Here is a 22,303-nt window from a genome sequence, read left to right on the forward strand (position 1 = left end):
TGTCGCACCCCCTTGAAACCATTTTCGAGAATCGCCGACCGGGGCGAAAATACCCTCGACGGCGCGGCGCCCGGAGCGGTTGGCAGCGCCGTCACCCCTGCCGATCCGCCAATCCGGCGGCGGGCGGGAAATCCGTCCATATCGTGGAAATATCCGGCGCCTGGCGCCAATTCTCCGCAGGATTCGGGCAATAACTGCCCAAAAAGTCAGCTTCTCATGCAGCACCCCGTGGGGCATCACTGGGCCTGTTCGCGTTCCGATTGTTGTCTCTGGCGGATTGCAATCAGTTATCGATTGCCTGGGAGGTTTGTGGTGAAAAGTATTCTGTTTGGAATGAAGGCCGACTGGTCGGCAGCTTTGGAGCGCAGCGCGCAGGCCATCGGCATCCAAAGCCATATGGCGGATCTTCGCCATGCCGATCTGTCCAGCTATGACGCCGTGGTCCCGCTGACCCTGTGGGACCGCGATTTCCTGGATCAAAGGCGTGCCGGGGGCGAGATGTTCAACGCCCTGTTCCCCAGCGCCACGGCACAGGAAAACTGCCATGACAAGCTTGCCTTCAACCGGCTGATGGCCAGCTCCAGCCTGGGTGATTACGTCCCGGCCATGTTCGCCGATCCCGGCAACCTTCCGATTGGCGAGCCCATCATCGTCAAGCGCCGCAAGGATGAATGGGGCAAGCTGTCGCGTATTTGCTGCCTGACCCCGGATTCGCCGCTGGTCTACGATCCCGAGCAGGAATTCCTGCAGGAATATATTCCCGGCACGACCGAATTATCCGCATATCTGCTGATGCGCGACGGCCGGATCGCTTTTTCCCGCACGGCCATATTCGACATGCCGGACATGCCGCATGTGAAGGGGATCAATACCGGGCACAAGAGCCTGGTATGGCAGGAAGGTTCGCGCCATCGGGATCTGTTTACGGAAATCCTGGACAGGGTGGGATTTGCGAATGGCGCCTGCTGCATCGACTATCGCGAGGTGGACGGCAAGCCCAAGATCTTCGAGATCAATCCTCGGCTCGGCGGGTCCATCACCGGAAATGCGGGCAGCTATTTGCAGCATTACCTGATTGCAGCTTGCGGCAAGCGCCTGCTGCCTGCACCCGCCCCCGAACGGCTGCAAGAGGCGGCGTGACCGGCGGCCCGCTTCTGCATATCCTGCCCTCGGCCGTTTGTTTCGGCCGGGGGATCGCCGTCAGATCGCGAAGATGTCGTCCGCCACCTGGGCCACGGTCAGGTTCTGGCCGTTGACCACGATGCGGTCGCCGTCGCCGAAGTCGATCACCACGCCATTCGCGGTCTTTTGCATGTGGTCGCGGATGAAGGCGGCGGGGTTCGCATCCAGCCTGGCATCGTCGATCAGCAGCCGGTCGATGCCGCGCTGATAGCCGTTGATCGTATCGACGCCATGACCATCCTGGAAGATGAAGACATCGGCCCCGGCCCCGCCGGCCAGAACGTCGTTGCCAATGCCGCCATGCAGCGTGTCATTGCCATCGCCGCCGATCAAGCGGTCGTTGCCCCCTTCCCCTCTCAGCCAATCATTACCTGCACCGCCGTCCAGCATGTCGTGGCCGACCCCGCCCAGCAGGCGATCCTGCCCCACTCCGCCCCAGATGGAATCGTCGCCGATCTCGCCGCGCAACTGGTCATTGCCCTCGGCTCCAGCCAGGGAATCGTTGCCGGGGCCGCCTTGCAGCGTATCGTTGCCGTAACCGCCATGCAGGGAATCGAAGCCTTCGCCGCCGATGATCCGGTCGTGGCCTCCGTTGCCGCTCAGCGTGTCGTTCCCCGCCTTGCCGTCCATCCAATCGTGGCCGTCCCCGGCCGAGGCAAGATCGTTGCGGGCCGTCAGGCGATAATCGTCGTTGCGCGGCGTGCTTTGCGTCGGGCCGGGGGTGACGAAGACCTCGCCGTTGAAGCTTGCCAGCCAGTCGGCGCGGGACTGCATCGACAGGTCCGCGCCGGGATTGGCGACGCGGGTGAAGGTGCCGGTGTCGACGCGCACCTGCCCGTCCGTATCGGCAAAGTTCTGCGTCGCCATCAGAACCTTGTAGTCGCGGCCGTTCACCGTCAGATAGCCGACCTCCAGCCCGATGCCGATAAAGGCCGCATCGCTCATGATGTTCTGATAGTGGCCGGAGCTGTTCATCAGGTTCTGGTGCAGCTGGCGGATCTCGTCGCGCAGGTCGGCCTCGCCCTGGATGGAGACATAGGCGATGTTCTCGGCCGTCATCCAGTTGCCCGCCAGGTCGAAGCCCGCCGCCTCCATCCGCTCGCGCGAGGAAGAGCCGCCGCGGCCGGTATGCGAGAACACATCCGTCTCCAGCATCCAGCGGCTATGGCCCTCGGCCGAATCGTTGAGCCGTTTTTCGATGGACAGCGCGGGAAGCCCTTCGGCCTGACGGGCCTGGTTGACCAGGCTGACGAAGTAGCGCTCGTTTGCAGATGCAAAGGACATGGTCGTTATCCGCCTCGCGAGAATTCATCTCATAAAATGCAGCTTCAGGGAGCATATCAGAGCCTGGGTGGAATCAGAACCACCGCCAGGGCAGGACGGCGGATATCAGCCAGCCGCCCCGCCGCCAGGGCCGGGCGCGCAGGCATCGCCCGGACCTGCGCCGCCCGAACGCCGCAACCGGCGGACCCGTTTGATCTGGACCGAGGCCGGGGCTAAGCTCGCCACGCGCACCGTCACCTGGACATGAGAAATGATGACCGATCCTTCCAAGCCCGTCGTCGCGGTGACCGGCGCCAGCCGCGGCATCGGCCATGCCATCGTGCGCCACTTCCACCGCCAGGGCTGGAAGGTCATCACCCTGGCGCGGACGCCGTTCTCCTCGCAATGCCCCTGGGCCGAAGGCATCATCCATCACATCGAGGTCGACCTGTCCGATCCCGGCTCGATCACCGACGCCGCCGACAGGCTGAAACGAATGCTGGACGGGCACGGGCTGTCGGCCCTGGTCAACAACGCCGGGATTTCCCCGAAGTGCGGGGACGGCGGGCGCATGGGGGCCTTGGTCACGCCGCTGGCAACGCTCCTGAGCGTGCAGCAGGTCAACCTGGTCGCCCCGCTGCAGCTTTGCCAGGAGCTTCTGGAGCCGCTGAAGGCAAGGCAGGGCGCGGTGGTCAACATCACCTCGATCGCGGGCAGCCGGGTGCATCCTTTCGCCGGCGCGGCCTATGCCGTTTCCAAGGCCGCGCTCTCGGCCCTGACCCGCGAGCTGGCCTATGACCTTGCCGAATACGGGGTGCGGGTGAACGCCGTCGCCCCCGGCGAGATCGAGACCTCGATCCTGTCGCCGGGCACCGACCGGATCATCGAGGCGCAGGTGCCGATGAAGCGCCTCGGACGCCCGGAAGAGGTGGCGGAGGTGGTCTATTTCCTCGCCAGCGGGCAGGCGTCGTATGTCACCGGCAGCGAGATCCACATCAACGGCGGCCAGCATGTCTGACACGGTCGCGGGGGGCTGCCGGGCAGGCGGAAACCCCTGGGCTCCGGCCGTTACACCCCGGCCCGCGCCTCGGGCAAGACCCTGATCCGGCGGCGCTTGGCGTCGGTTTCCGGCGGCAGGCCGCGATGAAAGGCAAGCGCGGGCAGTTCGGCCCCCAGTCGCCGCGCCAGCCCGGCCAAGCTGGTTCGCAGCGCCGGCTCGGCACCCGGCGCGGCTGCGTCCAGCCACAGGTGCAGCATCCTGCCCTGCTGGACGACCCGATAGTCGCGCAAGGGCTGCGGCAGGCAGGCGATGGCGGTTCGAATCGCCTCGGACGCGACCATGCGCGGCCCCATGGCCGAGGGCCACCACAAGACATCGTCCTCGCGGCCTTCGATCCGGGCGATGCGCTGGCTGGCGCAGCCGCAGGGGCAAGGCTCGGGATCGGGGATCAGCACGTCGTCCAGGCGATAGTTCAGGATCGGCAGGCTTTCGCGCGTGAAGTCGTGGATGACCGGGCAGAAGGCGCCGCTTGCCGCGTCGATCACGTCGCGGTCGATGCGCAGCCAGCGTTCGTTCAGGTGCAGGTGGCCCAGCCGGCAGGTCATCGCCAGGACGCCCTCGGTCGCCTGGTAGACCTGGTGGACGCGGGTGCCGAAGGCGCGTTCGATCAGCGCCGCATCCTCGGGGGACAGCGTCTCGGCGACCGAGATCACCCGCCGCGGCGACAGGGCCAGCCCGCCCGCCGCCTGCCGCTCGGCCAGCATCGCCAGGATGCGCGCGGGCGCGATCAGGACGCTGGGGTCCAGATCGGCCAGCCGGGCCAGGTGATCCTCGAAGGGCGACAGCAGGTCGAAGAAGGCAAAGCGGACCAGCGGATTCGACAGGCTGCGATAAAGCGCATTGTCGGCGCGCATGAAGAACGCCACGCGCTGGCGCCGCCACAGTTCCGGCCAGTAGCGCCCCAGCATGATCGCGGCCCAGAGCCGCCTTTCCCGCGGCGTCGCCAGGAACAGCCCGCGCTGGCCCGAGGTGCCCGTCGAAAGCCCGACCGAGACCTTTCCGATCAGCGGGCGAAAATCGCGGCTGGCCTCGGCCCGGATGGCCACCTGCATCGCCGCGTCATGATCGATGCCGCAGGTGTTGATGGCCGAGAAATTCGCCATCAGCCGCGCCTTGTCCATGCGCGGCAACGCCTTTAGCGGCAGGTCGGCCATGCCGCGATAGAAGGGCGAGCGCGGCATGACCCGCGCGCGGAAGCGGTGAATGGCGGCGGCGTGATGCGCCTCGATCTCGGCGCGGCAGGAAAAGCCGCGGCCATGGCGGCTGTGCAGGAATGCGGTCAGGCTCATCTGGCGGTCTCGGGGCAATGCGAGGGGTCGATGGTGATGTCGGGGCGGCGCAGCATCAGCGCGCGCAGCCGGGCGAAGGTCCGGCGATAGGCGGCGGCATCGCCCAGGCGCGCCAGCACCGGGCCGGGCGGCAGCCGGTTTGCGCGCAGCTGCGCCCGGCCATAGGCGGCATCGGCGACCAGGAAGCGCGCGGTCTCGGGCAGCCAAATCCCCGTCTGTCCGGTGCCGTGGCCCGGCAGCGGCACGGCGATCAGCCGGCCGTCGCCCAGCAGGTCATGGCCTTGCGGAAATTCGGGCAGGCCGGTCGGGACCGCCACGCATGCCTCGACCGGCTGCGGATCGCGCGCCAGGATCGCGTCGCGCAAAAGCGGCGGACAGGCGGCGCGGATGCTGGCCAGATCGCCGAGCGCCCGCAATTCGGCAATCGCCGCGGCCGAGGCCGTGACCGGAATGCCGGCCGGCAGGTCGATCAGCCCGGCGCTGTGATCGGCATGCATATGGGTCAGGAACACCAGATCCGGCAGGCGCGGCAGCCGGCGCAGCAGCTGTTCCTGCGCCGGCTGCCGGACGGGGGTCAGCCAGCGATAGAGCCGGGCCGGAAAGCCCCGCGTCGCCGCGAAGAAGGCCGGCCCATAGCCGGTATCGACCAGCACGCAGGCGCTTTCCGTCTCGACCAGCGTGGCCAGCGCCGGGAAGGTGGCGCCGCCCAGGCCCGGCAGTCCCGCGCCCCAGGCCGGGGCGCGGCATTCGCCGATCTTCAGCGTGGTCAGGCGAAGCATTCCGCCACCCCCTCCTGGAAGCCGACCCGCGGCCGATAGCCCAGATCCCGCCGCGCGGCCGAGATGTCCAGCGTCAGGCTGCTGCCCAGGGACGCCACGGCCTGCAAGGTCAGCCGCGGCTCGGCCCCGCCGCGCATCCGGGCCACGGCCTCGGAGGCACCGGCCAGCCAGCGCGCCAGCCCCTGCGGCAGCGGCATGCCGCGCAGGCGCAGCCCGGCGCGATGCGCGATGATCTCGGCCAGGTCGCAGAACCGGAAAGCCTCGCCCGAGGTGATGTTCCACACGCCCCCGCGCGGACCCGAGGCGGCCAGGATCATCCCCCGCGCCGCATCGTGCCGATGCGTCAGGTCGATCAGCGCCCGCCCGCCCCGGATCATCGGCAGCCGGCCGCGCCGCATCGCCTCGATCACCCGCGGCAGCAACGCCCGGTCGTGGCGGCCGTAGATGGCACGCGGGCGGATCGCCGTGCAGCCCATGGCCCCGGCATGGCCCAGCACCATCCGCTCGGCCATAAGCTTGCTTTCGGCATAGAGCGACAGCGGGCGCGCCGGCAGCGGCGCATCCTCGGCCACGTCCAGCCTGTCGGTGCCGTCGGCATAGATGCTGGGCGATGAGGCAAGGACGAAGCGCTTGACCCCTGCCCGCTCGGCCGCGTCCAGCAATCGCTGGGTCGCCAGCACGTTGTCGGCATGGAACTCGGCCCGCGTGCCCCAGGCCGAGCTGCGCGCGGCGCAATGGAACACCACGTCGATGCCGTCGAGCAGCGGGCCCAGATCGGCGCTGACCAGATCGGCGGCGCGAAAGCCGGGCAGCGCCGCGGGCTGGCGCGCGGTGGTGCTGACGTCCCAGCCATGCATCGCCAGCTGCTCGACCAAGGCACGGCCCAGGCAGCCGCTGGCCCCTGTCACCAGCGCGCGCATCAGAACCGCACCATCGTGCCGCCGAGCGAGATGCCGGCCGAGGTGCCCATCAGCAGCGCCGTATCCCCGCGCATCAGCCGCCCCGAGCGCACCGCATGATCCAGCGCCGTCGGGATCGAGGCCGCGATCTGGTTGCCGGCATGGGCAAAGATGTCGATCACCCGCTCGGGCGGCAGCCACAGATTGCGGGTCGCGTGCTGCAGGGCCTGGGCGCTGGCCTGGTGCGGGATGACGCAGGCGATGCCGTTCAGCCCCACCTCGGCCTTTTTCAGCAGCCTTTGCAGAAAGCGCGGCAGATAGCGCGAGGCGACCTTGAACGCCTTGCCCCCGTCCATGTGAAAGCGGTCCTGGCCCGGCGCGATGCCGCGGGCCGGATTGACCCGCGTGCCGCCCGCCGCCAGCACGCAGGCGTCATGGCCATGGGCATAGGTCTGGAAATCATGCGCCAGCACCGCGCCCTTGCCGCCCGCCTCGACCACCACGGCCGCGGCGCCGTCGCCAAAGATCGCGGCAGCCTCGGGCCGGTTCCAGTCCAGTCCGACCGAGGCGATGTCCGAGGAAAACACCAGCGCCCGCCGCACCCGGCCGCATTGGACATACATCGCCGCAAGGTCCAGCGCCTGCAGGAAGCTGAGGCAGGTCGCGTTCACGTCGAAGGCCGGAATGCCGGACCGGCCCAGCCCCAGCCGTTCCTGCACCAGCGTCGCGGTCGAGGGGATCGGCTGTTCCATCACCCCGCAGGCGCCCAGGATCATGTCCAGATCCTCGGGCTTGCAACCCGCCATCTCCATGGCGCGCCGCGCCGCCTCGGCGCCCATGAACGAGGTGGTTTCCTCGGGCATGGCGACATGGCGCGAGGCGATGCCGAAGCGCGCCTGGCATTCGCCCTGCGCCCATCCCATGCGGTCGTCGATATCGGTCGAAGGCAGGACCGTGGCGGGCAGGTAGCTGCCGGTCCCGGTGATTGTGAGATTGATCGGAGACATGTGAGGCACCATTATTGAACGATGTTCATTAACATTGACAATCGCCCCGATTCCTGTCAAGCATATTTTTGAACATAGTTCAGGAACACCATGGCCAGACCCAGACGATATGATCACGACGCCCTGCGGACCCGCACGATCGAGGCGGCGAAGCTGCTTTTGGAGGAAGGCGGGCCGGCGGCGCTGACCGCCCGCGCGCTGGCCAGTGCGGTCAAGACGACGCCCGGCACCATCTACAACCTCTTCGACAGCATGAGCGCGGTGCTGCAAGAGGTGAACCGGCAGGCGCTGGTCGATCTGGCGATCGCCGTGGATGCGGTGCGCGAGACCGAGCCGCGCGAACGCCTGCTGGCGCTGGCCGAGGTCTATGTGACCTTCATGCTGGATCGCCGCGCGGTCTGGCGGGCGCTGTTCGAGGGGCCGCGCATCTCGAACAATTTTCCCGACTGGTATCTGGCGCAGATCGACGGGCTGATCGGCCGCATCACCCAGCCGGTGGCGGCGCTGAAGCCCAAGGGCGACCCGCGCCTGCTGGCCGAGCAGCTGCTGCTGTCGGTGCATGGCATCGTCGCCCTGGCGGCCATCGACCGGCTGGACCTGATCACCAGGCAAAAGCCCATGGACCTGGCGCATGCCGCGGTCGAGCGCATGATCGCCGCCATCCGTGCCGGGGCCGAATGATGCCCCGGACGAGGTTGCAGAACCGGCCATGCGCGGGGCGCTGATCCTGGGCTCCGCCCGCTGCGGCTCGACGCTGGTGTCGCAGATCCTGAACGCGCATCCGGCCGTCCTGTCGGTTTCCGAGCTTTTCGCCGCCGCCGGGCATAACGCCTTTCGCCCGCGGCATCTGGACGGCGCGCGGTTCTGGGCGCATATGGCCCGGCCCTCGCGCGCCATGGCGCAGGTGGCGAACCCCGATGCCGCGCCCTCCGAGTTCCTTTACGGCCGCGTCCCGCACCCCGCGCATGACCCGTGGCATTGCCCGCCGATCCTGGCGGTCACGCTGCCGCATCTGAGCGAAAACCCCGATGCCCTGTTCGATGCGCTGGCCGGGCAGATGCGCGCGCGGGCCCCGGCCCCGCTGGCCGCGCATTACCGCGCGCTTTTCCAGGCGATGGCCCGGCAGATCGGCGGGCGCGAGATCTGGGTGGAACGGTCAGGCGGGTCGCTGGTGGCCGCGGCGACGCTGCGCGAGATGTTTCCCGATGCAGCGCTGGTGCTGCTGGCGCGCAACGGGCCGGACACGGTGCTGTCGATGCGCGACTATCCCGCCGCGCGGCTGGCGATCTGGTGCTGGCGCAGGCTCGGGCCGCTGGGCCTCGACCTGCTGCACCCGCGCCGGCATTTCGGGCGCGGCGCCCTCTGGCCGCTGGTCGCCGCGATCAGCGGGCCGTCCGGCGTCCGGCGCATCGTTGCCCGCCGTCCCGGCCTTGCCGAAACCGGGGCCTTCTGGTCGACCCTGACCATCCGCGGCCTGCAAGGGCTGCGCGGCGCCCGGCCGATGCTCCTGCGCCACGAGGATCTGTGCCGCGACCCCCGCACCTGGATCGAAAGGCTGGGCGCACATCTGCAGGCCGGCGCCCCCGCCGCATGGCTCGACCGGGCCGCCGCCATGCCGCAGCTGCGCCCGTCGCGCCTGGCCGCGCTTTCCCCCGCCGAGCGCGAGGCGCTGGAACGCGCCTGCGCCCCCGGCGAGGCGGCGCTTGCCGCCTTCTGCTCCGGCGCGGGTGCTGAAGCGGCTTCGCCCTCGTCCTAGCCGGGAAAGCCAAGGGCGGCCGCCTTTGCGGCGGCAAGAATGGTTCGCCGCCTGTGGGCGCCCGCCCGGCATATCGGCAAGGCCGGATGCTCGACCGGCCTAGGTTTGCGGCCCGTGCGGTGGCCGCCCCGTCACCTTCCGCCAATATTCATCGGCCCGCTTCTCGAAGGTCGCGGCGTCGCGGGCGTCGCTTTGGTAAAGCGTGCCGGGCGGGATCGGGGAATAGTCCTGCTCGACCCAGCCGCGCGGGTCGTCATGGGGCAGGACATAGCCGGTGTGGCCAAGCGCCTCGGCCCCCCTGTAATGCGCGTCGCGCAGGTGCAGCGGCACCGGGGCGGGCGGGGTCGAGGCGACCAGTTGCAGCGCCGCCATGATGCCGCGGCAGGCCGAGGCCGATTTCGGCGCCCGCGCCACATGCAGCGCGGCATGGGCCAGCACGATCTGCGCCTCGGGATAGCCGATCTTCTCGACCGCCTGCGCCGCGGCCACCGCCGTCTGCAGGGCGGTGTTGTCGGCCAGCCCGACATCCTCGGACGCATGGATCATGATGCGCCGGGCGATGAAGCGCGGATCCTCGCCGCCATGGATCAGCCGCGCCAGCCAGTAAAGCGTCGCGTCCGGGTCCGAGCCGCGCATCGACTTGATGAAGGCCGAGACCACGTCGTAATGCGCATCGCCCGAGCGGTCGTGGTTGATCGGCGCTGCCGCATAGGCTTCCTCGATCATCGCCTCCGTGACCGGCCCGTCATGGCCAAGCGCCAGGCTTTCCAGCGTGGTCAGCGCGCGCCGCGCATCGCCGCCCGAGCGGCCGGCGACCAGGCGGATCTGCTCGGGCGTCATCGCCACGCCGGGCAGGTGATCCAGCCCGCGCCGCACCACCTGTTCCATGTCCTCGATGGAGAGCGGCTCCAGCTTCAGGATGGTCGAGCGCGAGACCAGCGCCGGGGTCAGCACGTGATAGGGGTTGCCGGTGGTCGCGCCGATGAAATCGGCCGTGCCATCCTCGCAGATCGCCAGCAGGTCGTCGGTCTGGGTCGCGGAAAAGCGCTGCACCTCGTCGACGAAGATCAGCAGCGGGGTCATCCGCGCCTCGTCCGCCAGGCGGCGGATGTCGGCGACCCCGGCGCGGGTGGCGTTCAGCGGCCGGAAGCTCTTGCCCAGCATGGCACCCACCGCCCGCGCGATCGAGGTCTTGCCGATCCCCGGCGGCCCGTAGAGGATGACGCTGCCCAGCGCCCCGGCCGCGATGCGGCGGCGCAGGATCGAGCCGGGCGCGGTCAGCGCCTGCTGCCCGATGACCTCGTCCAGCGTGGCCGGGCGCAGCGCCGCCGCCAGCGGCAGCCGGCCCTGGCGCGGGGCGGCGTCGAAAAGATCGCTCATGCGGATTCCACCATGTGCGTGTTTTGTTCCGGGTAACAGGAAGGCCAAGCGCTGGCAATGAAGCTTGCCCCTCGCCCTGCGGCTTCGGCCGAGGCCACCCTGGACCCGGCCGCGGACGATCCCGAGGGGAAAGCCCATGGCCGCATGATCCGCAGACATCCTCGGCCCATTCCCGGCGCATGCGGGCCGAACGCCCGGAAAGCCTGTCAGGCCCGGCTCAGCTTTCCTCGGTCAGGGCGGCCACCGGATCGGCACCCTCCCTGCGCTGCTCGGCCCATATCTGCCGATGCTCGATGATCCGGCTCACCGTCAGGCGGCAGGCCTGGTCGGAGGCATGCAGCGGCCGCGCCGCCCGTATCTTCAACGAGGCCATCGCCCCGCCGGCCGGCAAGACCTGCCGCTTGTGGGCGGCGACAAAGCCGATGGGCCGGTTCTCAAGCAGGAATATCTCGAGCCAGGCGCCGTTATACGCATTCTCGAAGCCGATGACCGCGCGGTCGGCGCCAAGGGGATAGACTGCGATCGCATCCCCCTGACCCGTCTGCGCCGCTGTCGTCGCAGAGACCAGCGCATCCGCGATCTCATAACGCCCGAGCAGCCAGCGCATGACCAGTTCCGGCTCGGCCCGCAGGGCGGCGGGCAGATCCTCGGCCCTGCCCGACCGGAACGCGGGAAGCAGCGCGGTGTCGAGGCAACGCCATTGACCGGTCGCCTCGCAATGGAATGTCAGCAGAAAACGCATCGTCAGCATGCCCTTTGTTCTGTTTTCGCTGCCGGCGGGTCACGGGCAGGACTTAGGCACGGGGACCGGCGCCCGCAAGGGGGCGGCCGCGCCGTTGCGACATCCCGCCCGAAATCGGGTCGGACAGCGGCGGCGGATGCGGCACCCGGCGACGAACACGTCGGACAAGGCGGCCGACGATAGCGCGACGGGGGGACAAGCGGCTTTCCCCGTGATAGTCACGCCTTCCAAGGAGCAAGGCGGAATGCAGGACAGCACAGCGGAAAGCCCCGACCAGATCCCGGCGGTCATGGCCGCGCTGAAGGACGTGTGCGGAGAGGCGCTGCTGGCGCTTTACCTGCACGGATCGGCGGTGTCGGGCGGGCTTCGCCCGCAAAGCGACATCGACCTGCTCGCCATCGTCGCCCAGGGCCTGGCCGAGGATCGGCGGGCCAGGCTGCTGGCGGCCCTGCTGCGGATTTCCGCCCGCCATCCCGCCAGGCCCGGCGGGCCGCGTTGCATCGAGCTGCTGGTGGTCCGCGCCCCGGACCTTGCCCATGGCTTTCCGGCCAGGGCCGAGTTCCTCTATGGCGAATGGCTGCGGGGGGATTTCGAGGCGGGCGAAAGCCCCCTGCCCAGCCGCGATCCCGAATACACGCTGCTGCTGGCGCAGGCGCAACGGCAGGCCAGGCCGCTTTTCGGCCCGCCCGCAGCCGAAATGCTGCCCGAAATCCCCCTGGGCCATATCCGCCGGGCCATGCGCGATGCGCTGCCGGCGCTGCTGGCGGGACTGCCGGGGGACGGGCGCAACGTGCTGCTGACGCTGGCCCGCATGTGGCACACCGCCAGCACCGGGGCCTTCGTCGCCAAGGACGCGGCCGCGGCATGGACGATGCCGCAGATCCCCGACCCGCAGGATGCCGCGGTGCTGGATCATGCCCGGCGGGCCTATCTGGGCGAGGCCGCGGAGGAATGCCGCCTTCGCGGCAACGAAGCGCGGCGGCTGGCGCAGCACCTGCGGGATCGCATCCTCGCATTGCTGTGATCGCCGGCGACCCGTCCCGCGGCCCCCGAGATGCGGCCTTGCCCGGTTTCGGGGTTGACCGGCGGCCTCGGCCGCGGAAATCCTGCGCGGGTGAACCAGTCGCCGCTTGCAGGAATCCCCATGACCAATTGCCGCCCCATCTTGCTGTCGGACGATCACGTCGCCCGCGTCGCCTCGGCCCAGGGGCCGCTGCACGATCCGCGCTGGCGCATGCTCGAGGATGCCGATCTGGACCTGCTGGCCGACCGGCTTACGCAGGACCGGCCGCGACCGATCCCGGTCTTTGCCTATGGCTCGCTGATCTGGAACCCCGGCTTTGCCGTCGGCGCCCGGCGCCGCGCCACCGCCATCGGCTGGCATCGCCGCTTCTCGATCTCGCTCGAGCATTTCCGCGGCACGCCCGAGCGGCCGGGGCTGATGCTGGCGCTGGCCTCGGGCGGCAGTTGCGAGGGGCTGGTCCTCGACATCGCCCAGGGGACCGAGGCGCAGTCGCTGCGCGCCATCCTGCGGCGCGAGCTTGTCGCCCATGAACTCTCGGCCAACGCCTGCTGGATCGAGGTCGAGACCGCCCGCGGCCGGGAAGAGGCGCTGACCTTCTATGCCGACCCGATCGGCACCCAGCTTGCCGAGCTGACGGTCGAGGATCAGGCGCGGCGGCTGGCCCGCGCATCGGGGGCCGCGGGATCGGGCGCGGAATACCTGCTGCGCACCGTCCGCGGGCTGGCGGAACACGGCATCCATGACGACTATATCTGGACGCTCCAGCAGCTCGTGGCCGAAGAGATCGAGGCCGGGGCGGATGGCGCGGACGAATGACCGCCGGGCGCTGGCGGCGAACCCGCGCGCGACGGGCGGCCGCGGTCAGCGCAGCAGCCGCCGCTGGAACGCCGGGTCCGGCAAGGCGCACATGTCCGCCCTGCCGAACAGGCGATAACGGTTGCGCGCAAAGCGCCGATAAAGCCAGTTGCGCAGCCCGCGCGGCAGGATCCGCAGCGGCGCGGCCAGCCTGCCGGGCCCGCCAAGCCGCCGCCCGGCATAGAGGACCGCATCGCAATCGGCATGGGCGATGCCGTCCTCGATGAAAAGCCAGCTTGCGGGGTCTTCTGCCTCCAGCCCGTAATGGCGCAGGAGCGCCGCGCCAAGCGGGGTCTGGACCGGGCATATCCGCACCCTGCCCGAACGGTCGAGCCGGTGGATCATCCGCGCGCCCCAGCTGCAAAGCGCGCATTCCGCATCCATCACGGCCAGGGGCGCGGAATCGTCGAAACGCGGCACCAAGGGATCGTCGCGAAAGGAATAGGGCGCGGTCATGCCGCCAGCATCGGCCAGGGACGGCGGCCGGGCAAGCCCCTTCGTGCCCGCCGGTCGTCCAGCCGCGGAGGGATGCCCAGGGGGCCGGACCATGGCCCTGCCGGCGGGCATGAAAAAACCCCGCGGCAAAGCGGGGTTCGTTCATCGATGGCGATGGCTTCAGGCGCCGCGGGCGATCCGCTCGATATCGCCGCGGGTCAGGCCGATATCGCTCAGTTCGCGGTCGGTCAGCCGGGCCAGTTCGCGGCGGGTGATGCGGGCGTTGTTCCAGGCGGCGATCATTGCGGTCGCGCGGGCAAAGACCTGGCCCAGGCCACCGGCAGCATGGTTATGGCTCATTTCGACAGCGGACATCTCGGCACCTTTTTCATCTTGCCCATCCAGCGGGCATGTTGCGGACAAGGCGGATATAGGCTGGGCAAATCGCGGAAAGTAGCCGTGATCCCGGCAAAGCCGCTATGCATTCTGCGCCGCAGCATGAGCACCCAGCGCAGGGCCATGACCCCTGCCGAAGGCGCGACCCCGCCGCAGCCCAAGCCGCAGCCGGATCGCGGGCGGCGCTACTGCGCCGCGCCCTTCAACCTGGCCGCGAAGAACGGCGCCAGCACCGAGATCGCCTCACCGACGTATTCCCGGCCGTCATAGAGATCCATGTGGTTGGCGCCCTCGACCACGTGGAAGGCCTTGTCGGCGCTGGCGGCGCGGTCGAAAAGATCCTCGCTCATCCATTTGCTGCCGGCCTTGCTGCCCGCCACGATCTGCATCGGCTGGGTCAGGTAGATGTCGGCCATGTGATAGGCGTCATAGGTGATGATCTGGTTCAGGCTGCGCAGGGTGGCGAAGCCCGGCGCGGTCGGGCATTGCGCGCGCGGGGTGTGATGGTATTCCCAGGCCTGGCGCAGTTCCTCGGTCGGCGCATCCGCTTCCTTCAGGGGCGCCAGCGGCATCGTGGCGCTGCCGCCCGCGGCGTCCGAGGTCCGGGCGTTCGAGCCCGCCTCGATCAGCGGCAGCGCGTCGCTGGATCGGACGTCGTTGTCCCAGCCGTTGCGGAACATCGCGCCGATATTGACCGCGCTGACCGTGCCGATCGCCTTGATGCGGCGGTCCTGGATCGCGGCATTGGCGGTATAGCCCGCGCCCGCGCAGATCCCCATCGCGCCGATCCGCGCCCGGTCCACATAGGGCAGCGTCACCAGGTAGTCGATGACGGCGCTGATGTCCTCGGTGCGGATATGCGGGTTTTCCAGCTGGCGCGAGGTGCCGCCGCTTTCGCCCTGGTAACTGGCGTCATAGGCGATGGTGATGAAGCCCCTCTCGGCCAGCCGGGCGGCATAAGTGCCCGCCGCCTGCTCCTTCACCCCGCCGCCGGGATGCGACACGACGATGGCAGGCCATGTCCTGGCCGCGTCGAAGCCTTGGGGAAAGTGGACGACCGCCGCCATGGTGATCGCCGGGTTGTTGCTGTTGGTGAAGCTGATCCTGGTCATTGTCCGGTTCCTTTCACGGTCGAGATCACCCTCGATTACGGCCTGGCCGATGTGGTGGCGGATCGCTTCGACGCAGGCGTCCGGCTGGGCGGCGAGATCGCCAGGGACATGATCGCGGTGCGGATCGGGCCGGACATTCCCATGGCCATCGTAGGGTCGCCCGACTACTTTCGCCAGCACGCGCCCCCGACCGCTGCGGCGCAGCTGGTGGACCACCGGGCGATCAACCTGCGGCTGCCGACCAGCGGCACGCTGAACGGCTGGCGGCGGCCGGGAAACCCGCGTCCGGGTCGAGGGCCCGCTGGTCCTGACCAGCATCGACCTGATCCGCGATGCGGCATTGGACGGCCACGGCCTGGCCTATCTGCCGCTGGACCAAGTTCGGCAGGATCTGGACGACGGCCGCCTGCGGCGCGTCCTGGCCCGGCTGACGCCCGACCTGCCGGGCTATCACCTGTATTATCCCCGCCGCCGCCATGCCTCGTCGGCCTTCACCCTGCTGGTCGAAACCCTGCGCTGGCGCGGGTGATGGCGTATCGACGCCCCGAAAGCCGCACGCCGGACGATCCGGGCCCATGCCGTTGCCACAGGCAGCAGGCCCGTCACGGCCCCTGATCCCCGGCCGCTTCGTTTAGCAGGCAATCGGCCACCTCCGGCGAGAAATACCGGCGGCGGCCTTCCAGAAGCAGCGCGTCCGGCGTCGCGGGATCGCGGCCGAAGGGCGCCATTCCATGCCGGGCCAGCACCCTTGCGCAGCCAATCCAGTCGCCCTCCGGCACGGGCCGGTTCAAGGATGCCCAGCCCAGGGTGCCGGACACATCGTCGCCGAACCCCTGCCCGGCCCGCCAGGACGCGCCATGCTGCAGAAGGAATTCGGCAAGGGCGCTATCGCCGCGGAAGACGGCGTGGTTCAGCGCGCTTGCGCCCCAATCCCCGCCGCGCGCCTCGATGGGCCAACCCAGCTCGACCATCAGCCGGACGGCATCGCGGGCGCCCTCGGCCGCCAGATCCGGCAAAAGCCGCAGCCGGGCCGGGTCCAGGCGGGCGACCAGTCCGGGGTCTTGCGACAGCATCCGCCGGGCCTTGGCCGCATCGGCGCTTGTGCAGGCGGCGATGAAGCGCTCTTCGGGCGACAGCGCGTCCGGCCGGCCCAGCAGGGACGCGACCTCGGGCAGGCCATAGCGCAGGGCCAGCGCGGCCGCATCGGTGCCATCCCCGGTCCGCGCGCCGGGATCGACGCCTGCCGCAAGCAGCACCCGGACATGCGCGGGCGAGCGGCGCCGGCGGATGGCATGGAACAGCAGGGCGCCGCCGCGCAGCTCGGGCGCGGCGCCGGCATGATCCAGCAACAGCCGAAGCCGCGCAATATCGTCGAAATCGAGACAGCGGAACAGCGCATTGGTGCCGGTGACGACCGCCCCCGCCGCCAGCAGCAGATCGGTGCAGCCGAGGCCCTCGAGCGAATGGTAAAGCGACTCGCCGTCATTCGGATCGGCGCCGGCCTCCAGCAGCAGGCGCGCAAGCTCGGCGTCGTGATTGCGCCCCACGGCGCCGTAAAGCGCGGAAAGCGGCACGCCGGCGTCCGGTTCCCGGACCGAGGCGGGCGGCCAGCGGCTGCCGACCCGCTGGTCGGGGTCGGCGCCGGCGGACAGAAGCTGCCCGACCACAGCGTGGATGCGCGGGCGGAATGCCGGCAGCTGCAACAGCCCCGAATGGGTCGCGGCGACCAGAGGCGGCAAGGACAGCGGCCCCGCCGGCCGATGCACCCAGCCCGCATCGGCAAGGATCGCGCGGCGCACCGCGGCGACATCCCCCGCGGCACAGGCGATGATCGGGAAATCCAGCGGCAGCCGGGGCTGGTCCTGCAGCAGCCGCACCGCCAGTTCCGGGCGCGCATTGCCGGTGCCGCCGGCAATATCCCCGGCATAGGCGAAGCGCGCGAAAGCCTCGGCAAGCACGCCGGGCTGCAAACCGCGCGGCCGCGCCGCCTCGACGAAGGCCTTCAGCGCCGCCCAGGACGCGAAGCCATGTTCCCGCGCGATGCAGGATTGCGCATCATGCAGCCGGCAGCCTGCCGCCGCGACCTGCGCGTCGCCGCGCCCCCTTGCCGCAGGCAAGCCGCGGCGCAGGCGGTCAAGCGCGCCGCCATCGCCCGCGCGGCAAAGCCGCAAAAGCTCCTTAGCCTGCCGTTTCAGTTGATCAAGATCGGGTCGTTCGGGAAGAACGCTCATGGAACCCTCAGTGCATCCGATGCCGACGACCCGCAATCCGGCAGCACAAAGGTTCGTTCGACGATCAGGCGTCGGGTCAAGTGGGCTCGGCCCTTTCCGCGGGTCTGGAAGCGGCTTGGACCGCTGGCCGCAGATTAGGTCGCGCAGGCGGGGCTGTCAAACGGCGGGAAATCCGCCGCACCCCCCTGCGACGGCGCGCGGACTGGCATCCCGCGGGAAATCGGGCTAGAGCGGAAGGCGTGCGGCAGGCAGCTTCCGGCCCCTGGACCCAAGGGCAAGGCCACCACCCGGATGCAAGGAAAGGGCGGCGGCCCGATCCGCAAGACTCCCGGAAAAACGGAAGGAGACCTCATGCGACATTCATCCCTGCGACTGGCCACCGCCCTGGCCGCATCGCTGCTTTGCGGCCTTGCCGCCCATGCCGAACAGGCGGCCCCGGCGCCGCAAGCCGATCCGGCCGCGGTCCGGCAGGACAGCCGGATCAGGACCGCCGCCCTGGCGCAAGGGCTTTACGAACTGGTGCATTCACCCCGCCAGGGCGCGCTGTTCGCGGCCTCGGCCGGCGGCTTCGGCGAGAATGCGGCGCCTTCGCGCATCCTGCGCCTCGACCCCGAGACCCTGGCCGTCCAGGCCGAGATCCCGCTGGACCGGAAGGGCTTCGGCCTTGCCATCGACGACGCGGCCGGTCGGCTTTACGTCGGCGCCGGGCTGGACGCCGCCGTCATCGTCATCGACACGGCCGCGAACAAGGTCGTCGGCACCATCCAGCTGGCCGAGAAGATCAAGGACGAAAAAGGTGAGGACGCCTATCCCCACCATTTCCGCGAACTGGCGCTGGACCCCGAGAGCCATCGCCTCTATGCGCCGGGCCTGCACCCCACGGGCTCCAGCCTCTATGTCGTCGATACCGAGGCGATGAAGGTGGAAAAGGTCGTGCCGGGCTTTGGCTACAACGCCACCGGCATCGCCATCGACCCCGCGGCGGGCCGGGTCCATGTCTCGAACCTGCAAGGCCAGCTCTTCGCCGTCGATACCGGGACGCTGGAGATCGTCAGCACGGTCGAGACCGGCGCGGACCAGTTGCTGAACCTGGCGCTGGACGCCGAGGGCGGGCGGCTTTTCGCCATCGACCAGGGCCATCCGCGTGTCACCAAATACCGCGCCGAGGCGCTTCCCGACTACCAGCCCAGGGGCGAGGGCAACCAGGTCTTCGTCTTCAGCACCAGGGACGGCAGCGAGATCAGGCGCATGGCCAGCGGCGAAGGACCGGTCGCCCTGCGCTTCGACGGCGAGCACCGGCGGCTTTACGTCACCAACCGGGCCGAGGGCAGCATCAGCGTCTTCGACACCGACAGCTACGACTTGCTGGAAAAGCTGGAGACGGGCGCGCATCCGAACAGCCTGGCCTTCGACGCCGGCCGCAACGCGCTGTTCGCGACGGTGAAATCCGCCGAGGGCGCGCCCAAGAACAGCGACGAGAGCGTGGCGCGCATCGACCTGTGACCGCCCGCGCGAAGGGCATCGGGGGCCGGATCATCCCGGCCCCTTTCCATTGGGGCCTGGCCGGCACGAGATCCTGGAACCTTGCGCGCAGGGTCAGCCTGCGCAGACCCCGCCGTCCCGAAGAACGCCTCGCGCGATGCGCGTCAGGCCGGCGGAGCCCGCAAGATCGCCAGGGCATTTTCCGACGGAAACCTTCGAAATCGACGCCAAAGAACCACAGTCCGGGAAAGGATGGGGCGCAGGATCGCCCCACCGTTCAGCGGGGATCTGCGTCGATGGCCGCCAGCACCGCATCCGCGCTTTTGCTGTTCACGGCCAGGCGCACATCGTAAAGAATCGCCAGCCGCAGCAGCGATTTCACGTCCACGTCATGGGGCAAGGCGGACAGCGGGTCGATGAAGAAGATCAGGTTCTTCAGCCGCCCTTCGGAAATCATCGCCCCCAGTTGCGCGTCGCCCCCCAGCGGGCCGCTGAGAAGCCGGGTCACATCAAGCCCCGTCGCCGCATGGATCCGCGCTCCGGTGGTGCCGGTGGCGACCAGCGACAGCGGCCGCAGCCGCAGCCGCAGCCGCAGCCGGTCGATCCGCTCTTCGACCCAGGCAATCAGGTCGTCCTTCTTGCCGTCATGCGCGACAAGGGCCAGGTCGGCGTGAATATCCATGCAGGCTCCGCAAGATAGCTGTTGTTAGCGCAATCATATTGGTTTGCCCGCCGCAAGTCGAGTTAATGATGGCAAGCACTTTCAGGGGCGAGCGGTGATGCAGATCTTCCTCGGCGACAGCCATGCCTATCCGGGATGCCGCGCGACATTGCCGGGCGATCTGCCCGCGGCCGGGACCGATGTCGTCATATGCCTTGCCGACGGGATCGAGGTGCCGGGCCGCCTGTCGCCTTGCCCCGAAGGATTCCGGCTGGAAATCGCCAGCCATCGCACCGCGGCAGGAACCTCCATCGCGCGCAAGTCCTGGCTGCTGGGGCGGGACGATGCCGGCTGGAAGATCAAGGCAAGGCTCGCGGACCCCGCATGATCGCCGCGCCGGCGCAGGGATGCGGGATCGGCGTGACGCCGGTCGCCGTCCAGCCCGGCCGGCGGCGACCGGGGGTAGTGGAGAGCCGTGGGCGATAAGGCCCGCGCCGAGGCCACCTCGCCGAGATCGTCCCGAAAATCGTGGCGCGGGCCGGGCCGCGTTGCGTGCTGGACGCGGGCTCGGCACGCTGGATCAGCGGGTCGCGCTGAAAACTCCCGCCGCGGCATCCGGCATCTGCCAGCCCGGTTCGTCCCGGCGGCGGAGAGCTTGTCGAAGGCCGGGCAAGCCGATCCGTGCCCGGCGGTGTCGAAATCCGCCTGGACAGGACGCCCGGAAAAGACCCTTCCCTGCCCGGCCCTTTCACCCTCGGCTGCGGCGGACCGGATGTCCTGCCGGCGCCGTCACCAGCCGCCCCTTGCGCCGGCAAGGGAGGGGCGGCTGGTCGTCTCTTGCTGAATGAGGCGCTCAGCTCAGGTGCTTGCCCTTGGTTTCCGGCGCCCACATGATCGACAGGACCAGGCCCAGCAGCGGGAAGCCCGCCATCATCGTCAGCGTGGCCGAGAAGCCGAAGGTCTGCATCAGCCAGGGCAGCAGGAAGGTCACGCCCGCCGCGGAAATGCGCGAGAAGGCGGCCGAGAAGCCGACGCCGGTGGCCCGGACATGGGTGTCGAAGATCTCGGGCGGATAGACATACTGGATGTCGTTGGCGGCCGGGGCCACGAACATGTAGATGCCGAACAGGCCCAGCACGATCCAGGCGGGCGCTTGCGGGAACAGGCCCAGGCCCAGCAGCGTCAGCAGGATGATGGCAAACGTCCAGATGACGAAGCCGCGCCGGCTCATCCAGTGCAGCAGAAGGATGCCGGCGAACGCGCCCGCGATCTGGATGGCGTTCAGCCACATGTCGACCGAGCCCGATTCCTCGACGCCCAGGGATTGCAGCACCGGCATCATGAAGGTGAAGATGCCGAAGAACGGGCCGACCTGGCAGAACCAGAAAAGGCCCGAATACAGCGACTGCCGCCAGGTCCGGGCGGTGAACAGCTCGCGCGGCGAGGCGTGTTCCGCGCCCAGCTCGATTTCGGGGATGTAGAACTCATTGCCGAAATGGCGGTCGACGACGGCGCGCGCCTCGGCCTTGCGGCCCCTGGCTTGCAGCCACATCGGGGTTTCCGGCAGGGTCATCCGCAAGACGAAGGTGATGATCGCCGGCACGGCGCTGGTCGCCAGCAGCATGCGCCAGTTGTCGCCCTGGTAAAGCGCGCCCACGATGAAGGCGAGGGTGAAGCCCACCTGCCAGCCGATCGAGAAGCTGCCCAGCAGCATCCCCCGCCCCCTGCGGCGCGAGAACTCGGCCAGCACCGACGAGCCGACCGCATATTCGACGCCGACGGCCAGGCCCAGCGCCAGCCGCAGCGCCACCAGTTGCCAGACGTCCTGGACGAACAGTTGCATCAGCGACAGCAGGATGAAGGCGGCAAGGTTCCAGCCGAACACCGGCCGGCGGCCGAAGCGGTCGGCCAGGTTGCCAAAAAACAGCCCGCCCACGAAGATGCCGATCAGCGCGCTCGATGCGATCAGGCCCTGGGCCAGCGCGGAAAGCTGCATCTCGTTTCCGGCCAGCGACAGGGCCGGGCCGACGATGCCCAGGACATAGCCGTCCAGCACCGCGCCGCCCAGAACGGCGGCGGCGGCCAGGATGTGAATGGTTTTCAGCGGCGCCTCGTCGACAGGCAGGCGCCCCTGGGCGTCCCGCACCGCCGGCCCGCCCGACAGTATTGCAATGGCCATCTATCCTCCTCGTTCCGTTCAAGCCCGAGGCTTCCGCTGAAGAGCGGCGGAACCTCGCAAATCCGCATGATCCATGGCTTGCCCACGATGTGGCTCCTCCGCAGGCCATGAAGGCGGTGGCTGGCGCATGGCTTGCCGGCGAATGCCTGGCACCTGGCCGCCAAGGCCATCCCGGCGCCGCTTTCGACGCGCGTCGCCGGCTGCATCACCATGGCGCACAGGCCGCCCAGCCAGGGTCTTTTCAGCGGATCGGGCGCGAAACCCGCAAGCAATCCAGCTCAAATTTGCCGCGGTTCTTTCGCATCCGTTCTGTCGGATTTGCGCGGTTCGGCGGCAAGCCTGCCGGCCGCCGATGGGCATGCCGCCTGCGCCGGATGGGACGCGCCACCCGATGGCCGGCCGCCTTATGCAAGAGCGTTACGCCTTTCGGTTCAACCGCCCATCCCGGCGCGAAAGGGGGCAGAGCGTCGGCCTTGGGGATCATGCCATCCGGGATGCGGGCGATGGCGTGGGGCGCGCTTGCCTGAAGCCCGTCGGGAAGGGTATCGCGCAAGCGCAGGCAACCCGCGCC

At 69.3% G+C, this 22,303-nt stretch carries 22 protein-coding genes; 9 read left to right on the forward strand and 13 right to left on the reverse strand.

Going from position 1 to position 22,303, the window contains the following annotated elements:
- The first annotated feature begins 12 nt into the window (after nt 1-12).
- Entirely contained in the window at nt 13-1,140 is a 1,128-nt protein-coding gene (locus FE811_RS12615) for a hypothetical protein (protein WP_140847820.1), read from the forward strand.
- Between the two features lie 60 nt (nt 1,141-1,200).
- Here FE811_RS12615 and FE811_RS12620 read toward each other — a convergent pair whose 3' ends face one another.
- The gene (locus FE811_RS12620) at nt 1,201-2,466 is read right to left on the reverse strand and encodes a CAP domain-containing protein (protein WP_116222218.1); all 1,266 of its coding nucleotides are present in this window, start codon (nt 2,464-2,466) and stop codon (nt 1,201-1,203) included.
- 250 nt (nt 2,467-2,716) lie between these two features.
- On the opposite strand from FE811_RS12620, the gene FE811_RS12625 reads away from it, so the two are divergent.
- Nucleotides 2,717-3,463, forward strand: coding sequence for an SDR family NAD(P)-dependent oxidoreductase (locus tag FE811_RS12625; RefSeq protein ID WP_208861604.1), 747 nt, complete (start codon nt 2,717-2,719; stop codon nt 3,461-3,463).
- 50 nt (nt 3,464-3,513) lie between these two features.
- On the opposite strand, the gene FE811_RS12630 is transcribed toward FE811_RS12625, so the two are convergent.
- The 4 genes from FE811_RS12630 to FE811_RS12645 are packed head-to-tail and all read right to left on the reverse strand — an operon-like array spanning nt 3,514 to nt 7,479.
- A complete protein-coding gene (locus tag FE811_RS12630) occupies nt 3,514-4,794 on the reverse strand; it encodes a F390 synthetase-related protein (protein WP_116222217.1) in 1,281 nt (426 codons plus the stop codon).
- Entirely contained in the window at nt 4,791-5,573 is a 783-nt protein-coding gene (locus tag FE811_RS12635; protein ID WP_116222216.1) for an MBL fold metallo-hydrolase, read from the reverse strand. Before FE811_RS12635 ends, FE811_RS12630 begins: the two co-directional genes overlap by 4 nt.
- On the reverse strand, nt 5,561-6,493 hold the full coding sequence (locus tag FE811_RS12640; protein WP_140847823.1) for an NAD(P)-dependent oxidoreductase: 933 nt from the start codon (nt 6,491-6,493) through the stop codon (nt 5,561-5,563). The genes FE811_RS12635 and FE811_RS12640 overlap by 13 nt, the downstream gene beginning before the upstream one ends.
- Nucleotides 6,493-7,479 carry a 3-oxoacyl-[acyl-carrier-protein] synthase III C-terminal domain-containing protein gene (locus tag FE811_RS12645; RefSeq protein WP_116222214.1) on the reverse strand — a complete coding sequence of 329 codons (987 nt, stop codon included), beginning with the start codon at nt 7,477-7,479 and terminating at the stop codon, nt 6,493-6,495. The genes FE811_RS12640 and FE811_RS12645 overlap by 1 nt, the downstream gene beginning before the upstream one ends.
- A 90-nt stretch (nt 7,480-7,569) precedes the next feature.
- On the opposite strand from FE811_RS12645, the gene FE811_RS12650 reads away from it, so the two are divergent.
- On the forward strand, nt 7,570-8,160 hold the full coding sequence (locus FE811_RS12650; RefSeq protein ID WP_072462031.1) for a TetR/AcrR family transcriptional regulator: 591 nt from the start codon (nt 7,570-7,572) through the stop codon (nt 8,158-8,160).
- A 28-nt stretch (nt 8,161-8,188) separates the two neighbouring features.
- Nucleotides 8,189-9,235 (forward strand): sulfotransferase, encoded by a 1,047-nt coding sequence (locus FE811_RS12655; RefSeq protein WP_116222213.1) that lies wholly within the window; start codon nt 8,189-8,191, stop codon nt 9,233-9,235.
- 99 nt (nt 9,236-9,334) lie between these two features.
- On the opposite strand, the gene FE811_RS12660 is transcribed toward FE811_RS12655, so the two are convergent.
- Nucleotides 9,335-10,615, reverse strand: coding sequence for a replication-associated recombination protein A (locus tag FE811_RS12660; protein WP_116222212.1), 1,281 nt, complete (start codon nt 10,613-10,615; stop codon nt 9,335-9,337).
- Nucleotides 10,616-10,832: 217 nt separating this feature from the next.
- Complete coding sequence (locus tag FE811_RS12665) at nt 10,833-11,366, reverse strand: hypothetical protein (protein WP_140847825.1); 534 nt, start codon at nt 11,364-11,366, stop codon at nt 10,833-10,835.
- A 235-nt stretch (nt 11,367-11,601) separates the two neighbouring features.
- Here FE811_RS12665 and FE811_RS12670 point away from each other — a divergent pair, with 235 nt between their 5' ends.
- Together FE811_RS12670 and FE811_RS12675 are read left to right on the forward strand one after the other, a co-directional pair.
- Nucleotides 11,602-12,381 carry an aminoglycoside adenylyltransferase domain-containing protein gene (locus tag FE811_RS12670; protein ID WP_140847828.1) on the forward strand — a complete coding sequence of 260 codons (780 nt, stop codon included), beginning with the start codon at nt 11,602-11,604 and terminating at the stop codon, nt 12,379-12,381.
- Nucleotides 12,382-12,501: 120 nt separating this feature from the next.
- A complete protein-coding gene (locus FE811_RS12675; RefSeq protein ID WP_036758126.1) occupies nt 12,502-13,197 on the forward strand; it encodes a gamma-glutamylcyclotransferase in 696 nt (231 codons plus the stop codon).
- A gap of 45 nt (nt 13,198-13,242) precedes the next feature.
- On the opposite strand, the gene FE811_RS12680 is transcribed toward FE811_RS12675, so the two are convergent.
- The 3 genes from FE811_RS12680 to FE811_RS12690 all read right to left on the reverse strand — a co-directional run bounded on the left by FE811_RS12680 (nt 13,243) and on the right by FE811_RS12690 (nt 15,179).
- On the reverse strand, nt 13,243-13,692 hold the full coding sequence (locus FE811_RS12680) for a thiol-disulfide oxidoreductase DCC family protein (protein WP_036758128.1): 450 nt from the start codon (nt 13,690-13,692) through the stop codon (nt 13,243-13,245).
- A gap of 159 nt (nt 13,693-13,851) precedes the next feature.
- Nucleotides 13,852-14,046, reverse strand: coding sequence for a DUF1127 domain-containing protein (locus FE811_RS12685; protein WP_072462037.1), 195 nt, complete (start codon nt 14,044-14,046; stop codon nt 13,852-13,854).
- A gap of 206 nt (nt 14,047-14,252) precedes the next feature.
- A complete protein-coding gene (locus tag FE811_RS12690) occupies nt 14,253-15,179 on the reverse strand; it encodes an alpha/beta hydrolase (protein WP_116222209.1) in 927 nt (308 codons plus the stop codon).
- 325 nt (nt 15,180-15,504) lie between these two features.
- Between FE811_RS12690 and FE811_RS28625 the strand changes: the two genes are divergently transcribed.
- Nucleotides 15,505-15,708 (forward strand): LysR substrate-binding domain-containing protein, encoded by a 204-nt coding sequence (locus FE811_RS28625; RefSeq protein ID WP_276330423.1) that lies wholly within the window; start codon nt 15,505-15,507, stop codon nt 15,706-15,708.
- A 73-nt stretch (nt 15,709-15,781) separates the two neighbouring features.
- Here FE811_RS28625 and FE811_RS12700 read toward each other — a convergent pair whose 3' ends face one another.
- Nucleotides 15,782-17,410, reverse strand: coding sequence for an ankyrin repeat domain-containing protein (locus FE811_RS12700; RefSeq protein ID WP_116222208.1), 1,629 nt, complete (start codon nt 17,408-17,410; stop codon nt 15,782-15,784).
- Between the two features lie 351 nt (nt 17,411-17,761).
- Here FE811_RS12700 and FE811_RS12705 point away from each other — a divergent pair, with 351 nt between their 5' ends.
- Nucleotides 17,762-18,913, forward strand: coding sequence for a YncE family protein (locus tag FE811_RS12705; protein WP_116222207.1), 1,152 nt, complete (start codon nt 17,762-17,764; stop codon nt 18,911-18,913).
- A 256-nt stretch (nt 18,914-19,169) separates the two neighbouring features.
- On the opposite strand, the gene FE811_RS12710 is transcribed toward FE811_RS12705, so the two are convergent.
- On the reverse strand, nt 19,170-19,574 hold the full coding sequence (locus tag FE811_RS12710) for a methylglyoxal synthase (protein ID WP_116222206.1): 405 nt from the start codon (nt 19,572-19,574) through the stop codon (nt 19,170-19,172).
- Nucleotides 19,575-19,671: 97 nt separating this feature from the next.
- On the opposite strand from FE811_RS12710, the gene FE811_RS12715 reads away from it, so the two are divergent.
- Entirely contained in the window at nt 19,672-19,941 is a 270-nt protein-coding gene (locus FE811_RS12715) for a hypothetical protein (RefSeq protein WP_036758138.1), read from the forward strand.
- A gap of 465 nt (nt 19,942-20,406) precedes the next feature.
- Here FE811_RS12715 and FE811_RS12720 read toward each other — a convergent pair whose 3' ends face one another.
- Nucleotides 20,407-21,732 carry an MFS transporter gene (locus FE811_RS12720; RefSeq protein ID WP_116222205.1) on the reverse strand — a complete coding sequence of 442 codons (1,326 nt, stop codon included), beginning with the start codon at nt 21,730-21,732 and terminating at the stop codon, nt 20,407-20,409.
- Between the last annotated feature and the right edge of the window lie 571 nt (nt 21,733-22,303).

It is taken from the genome of Paracoccus sp. FO-3, assembly GCF_006386455.1.
Lineage (GTDB): Bacteria > Pseudomonadota > Alphaproteobacteria > Rhodobacterales > Rhodobacteraceae > Paracoccus > Paracoccus versutus.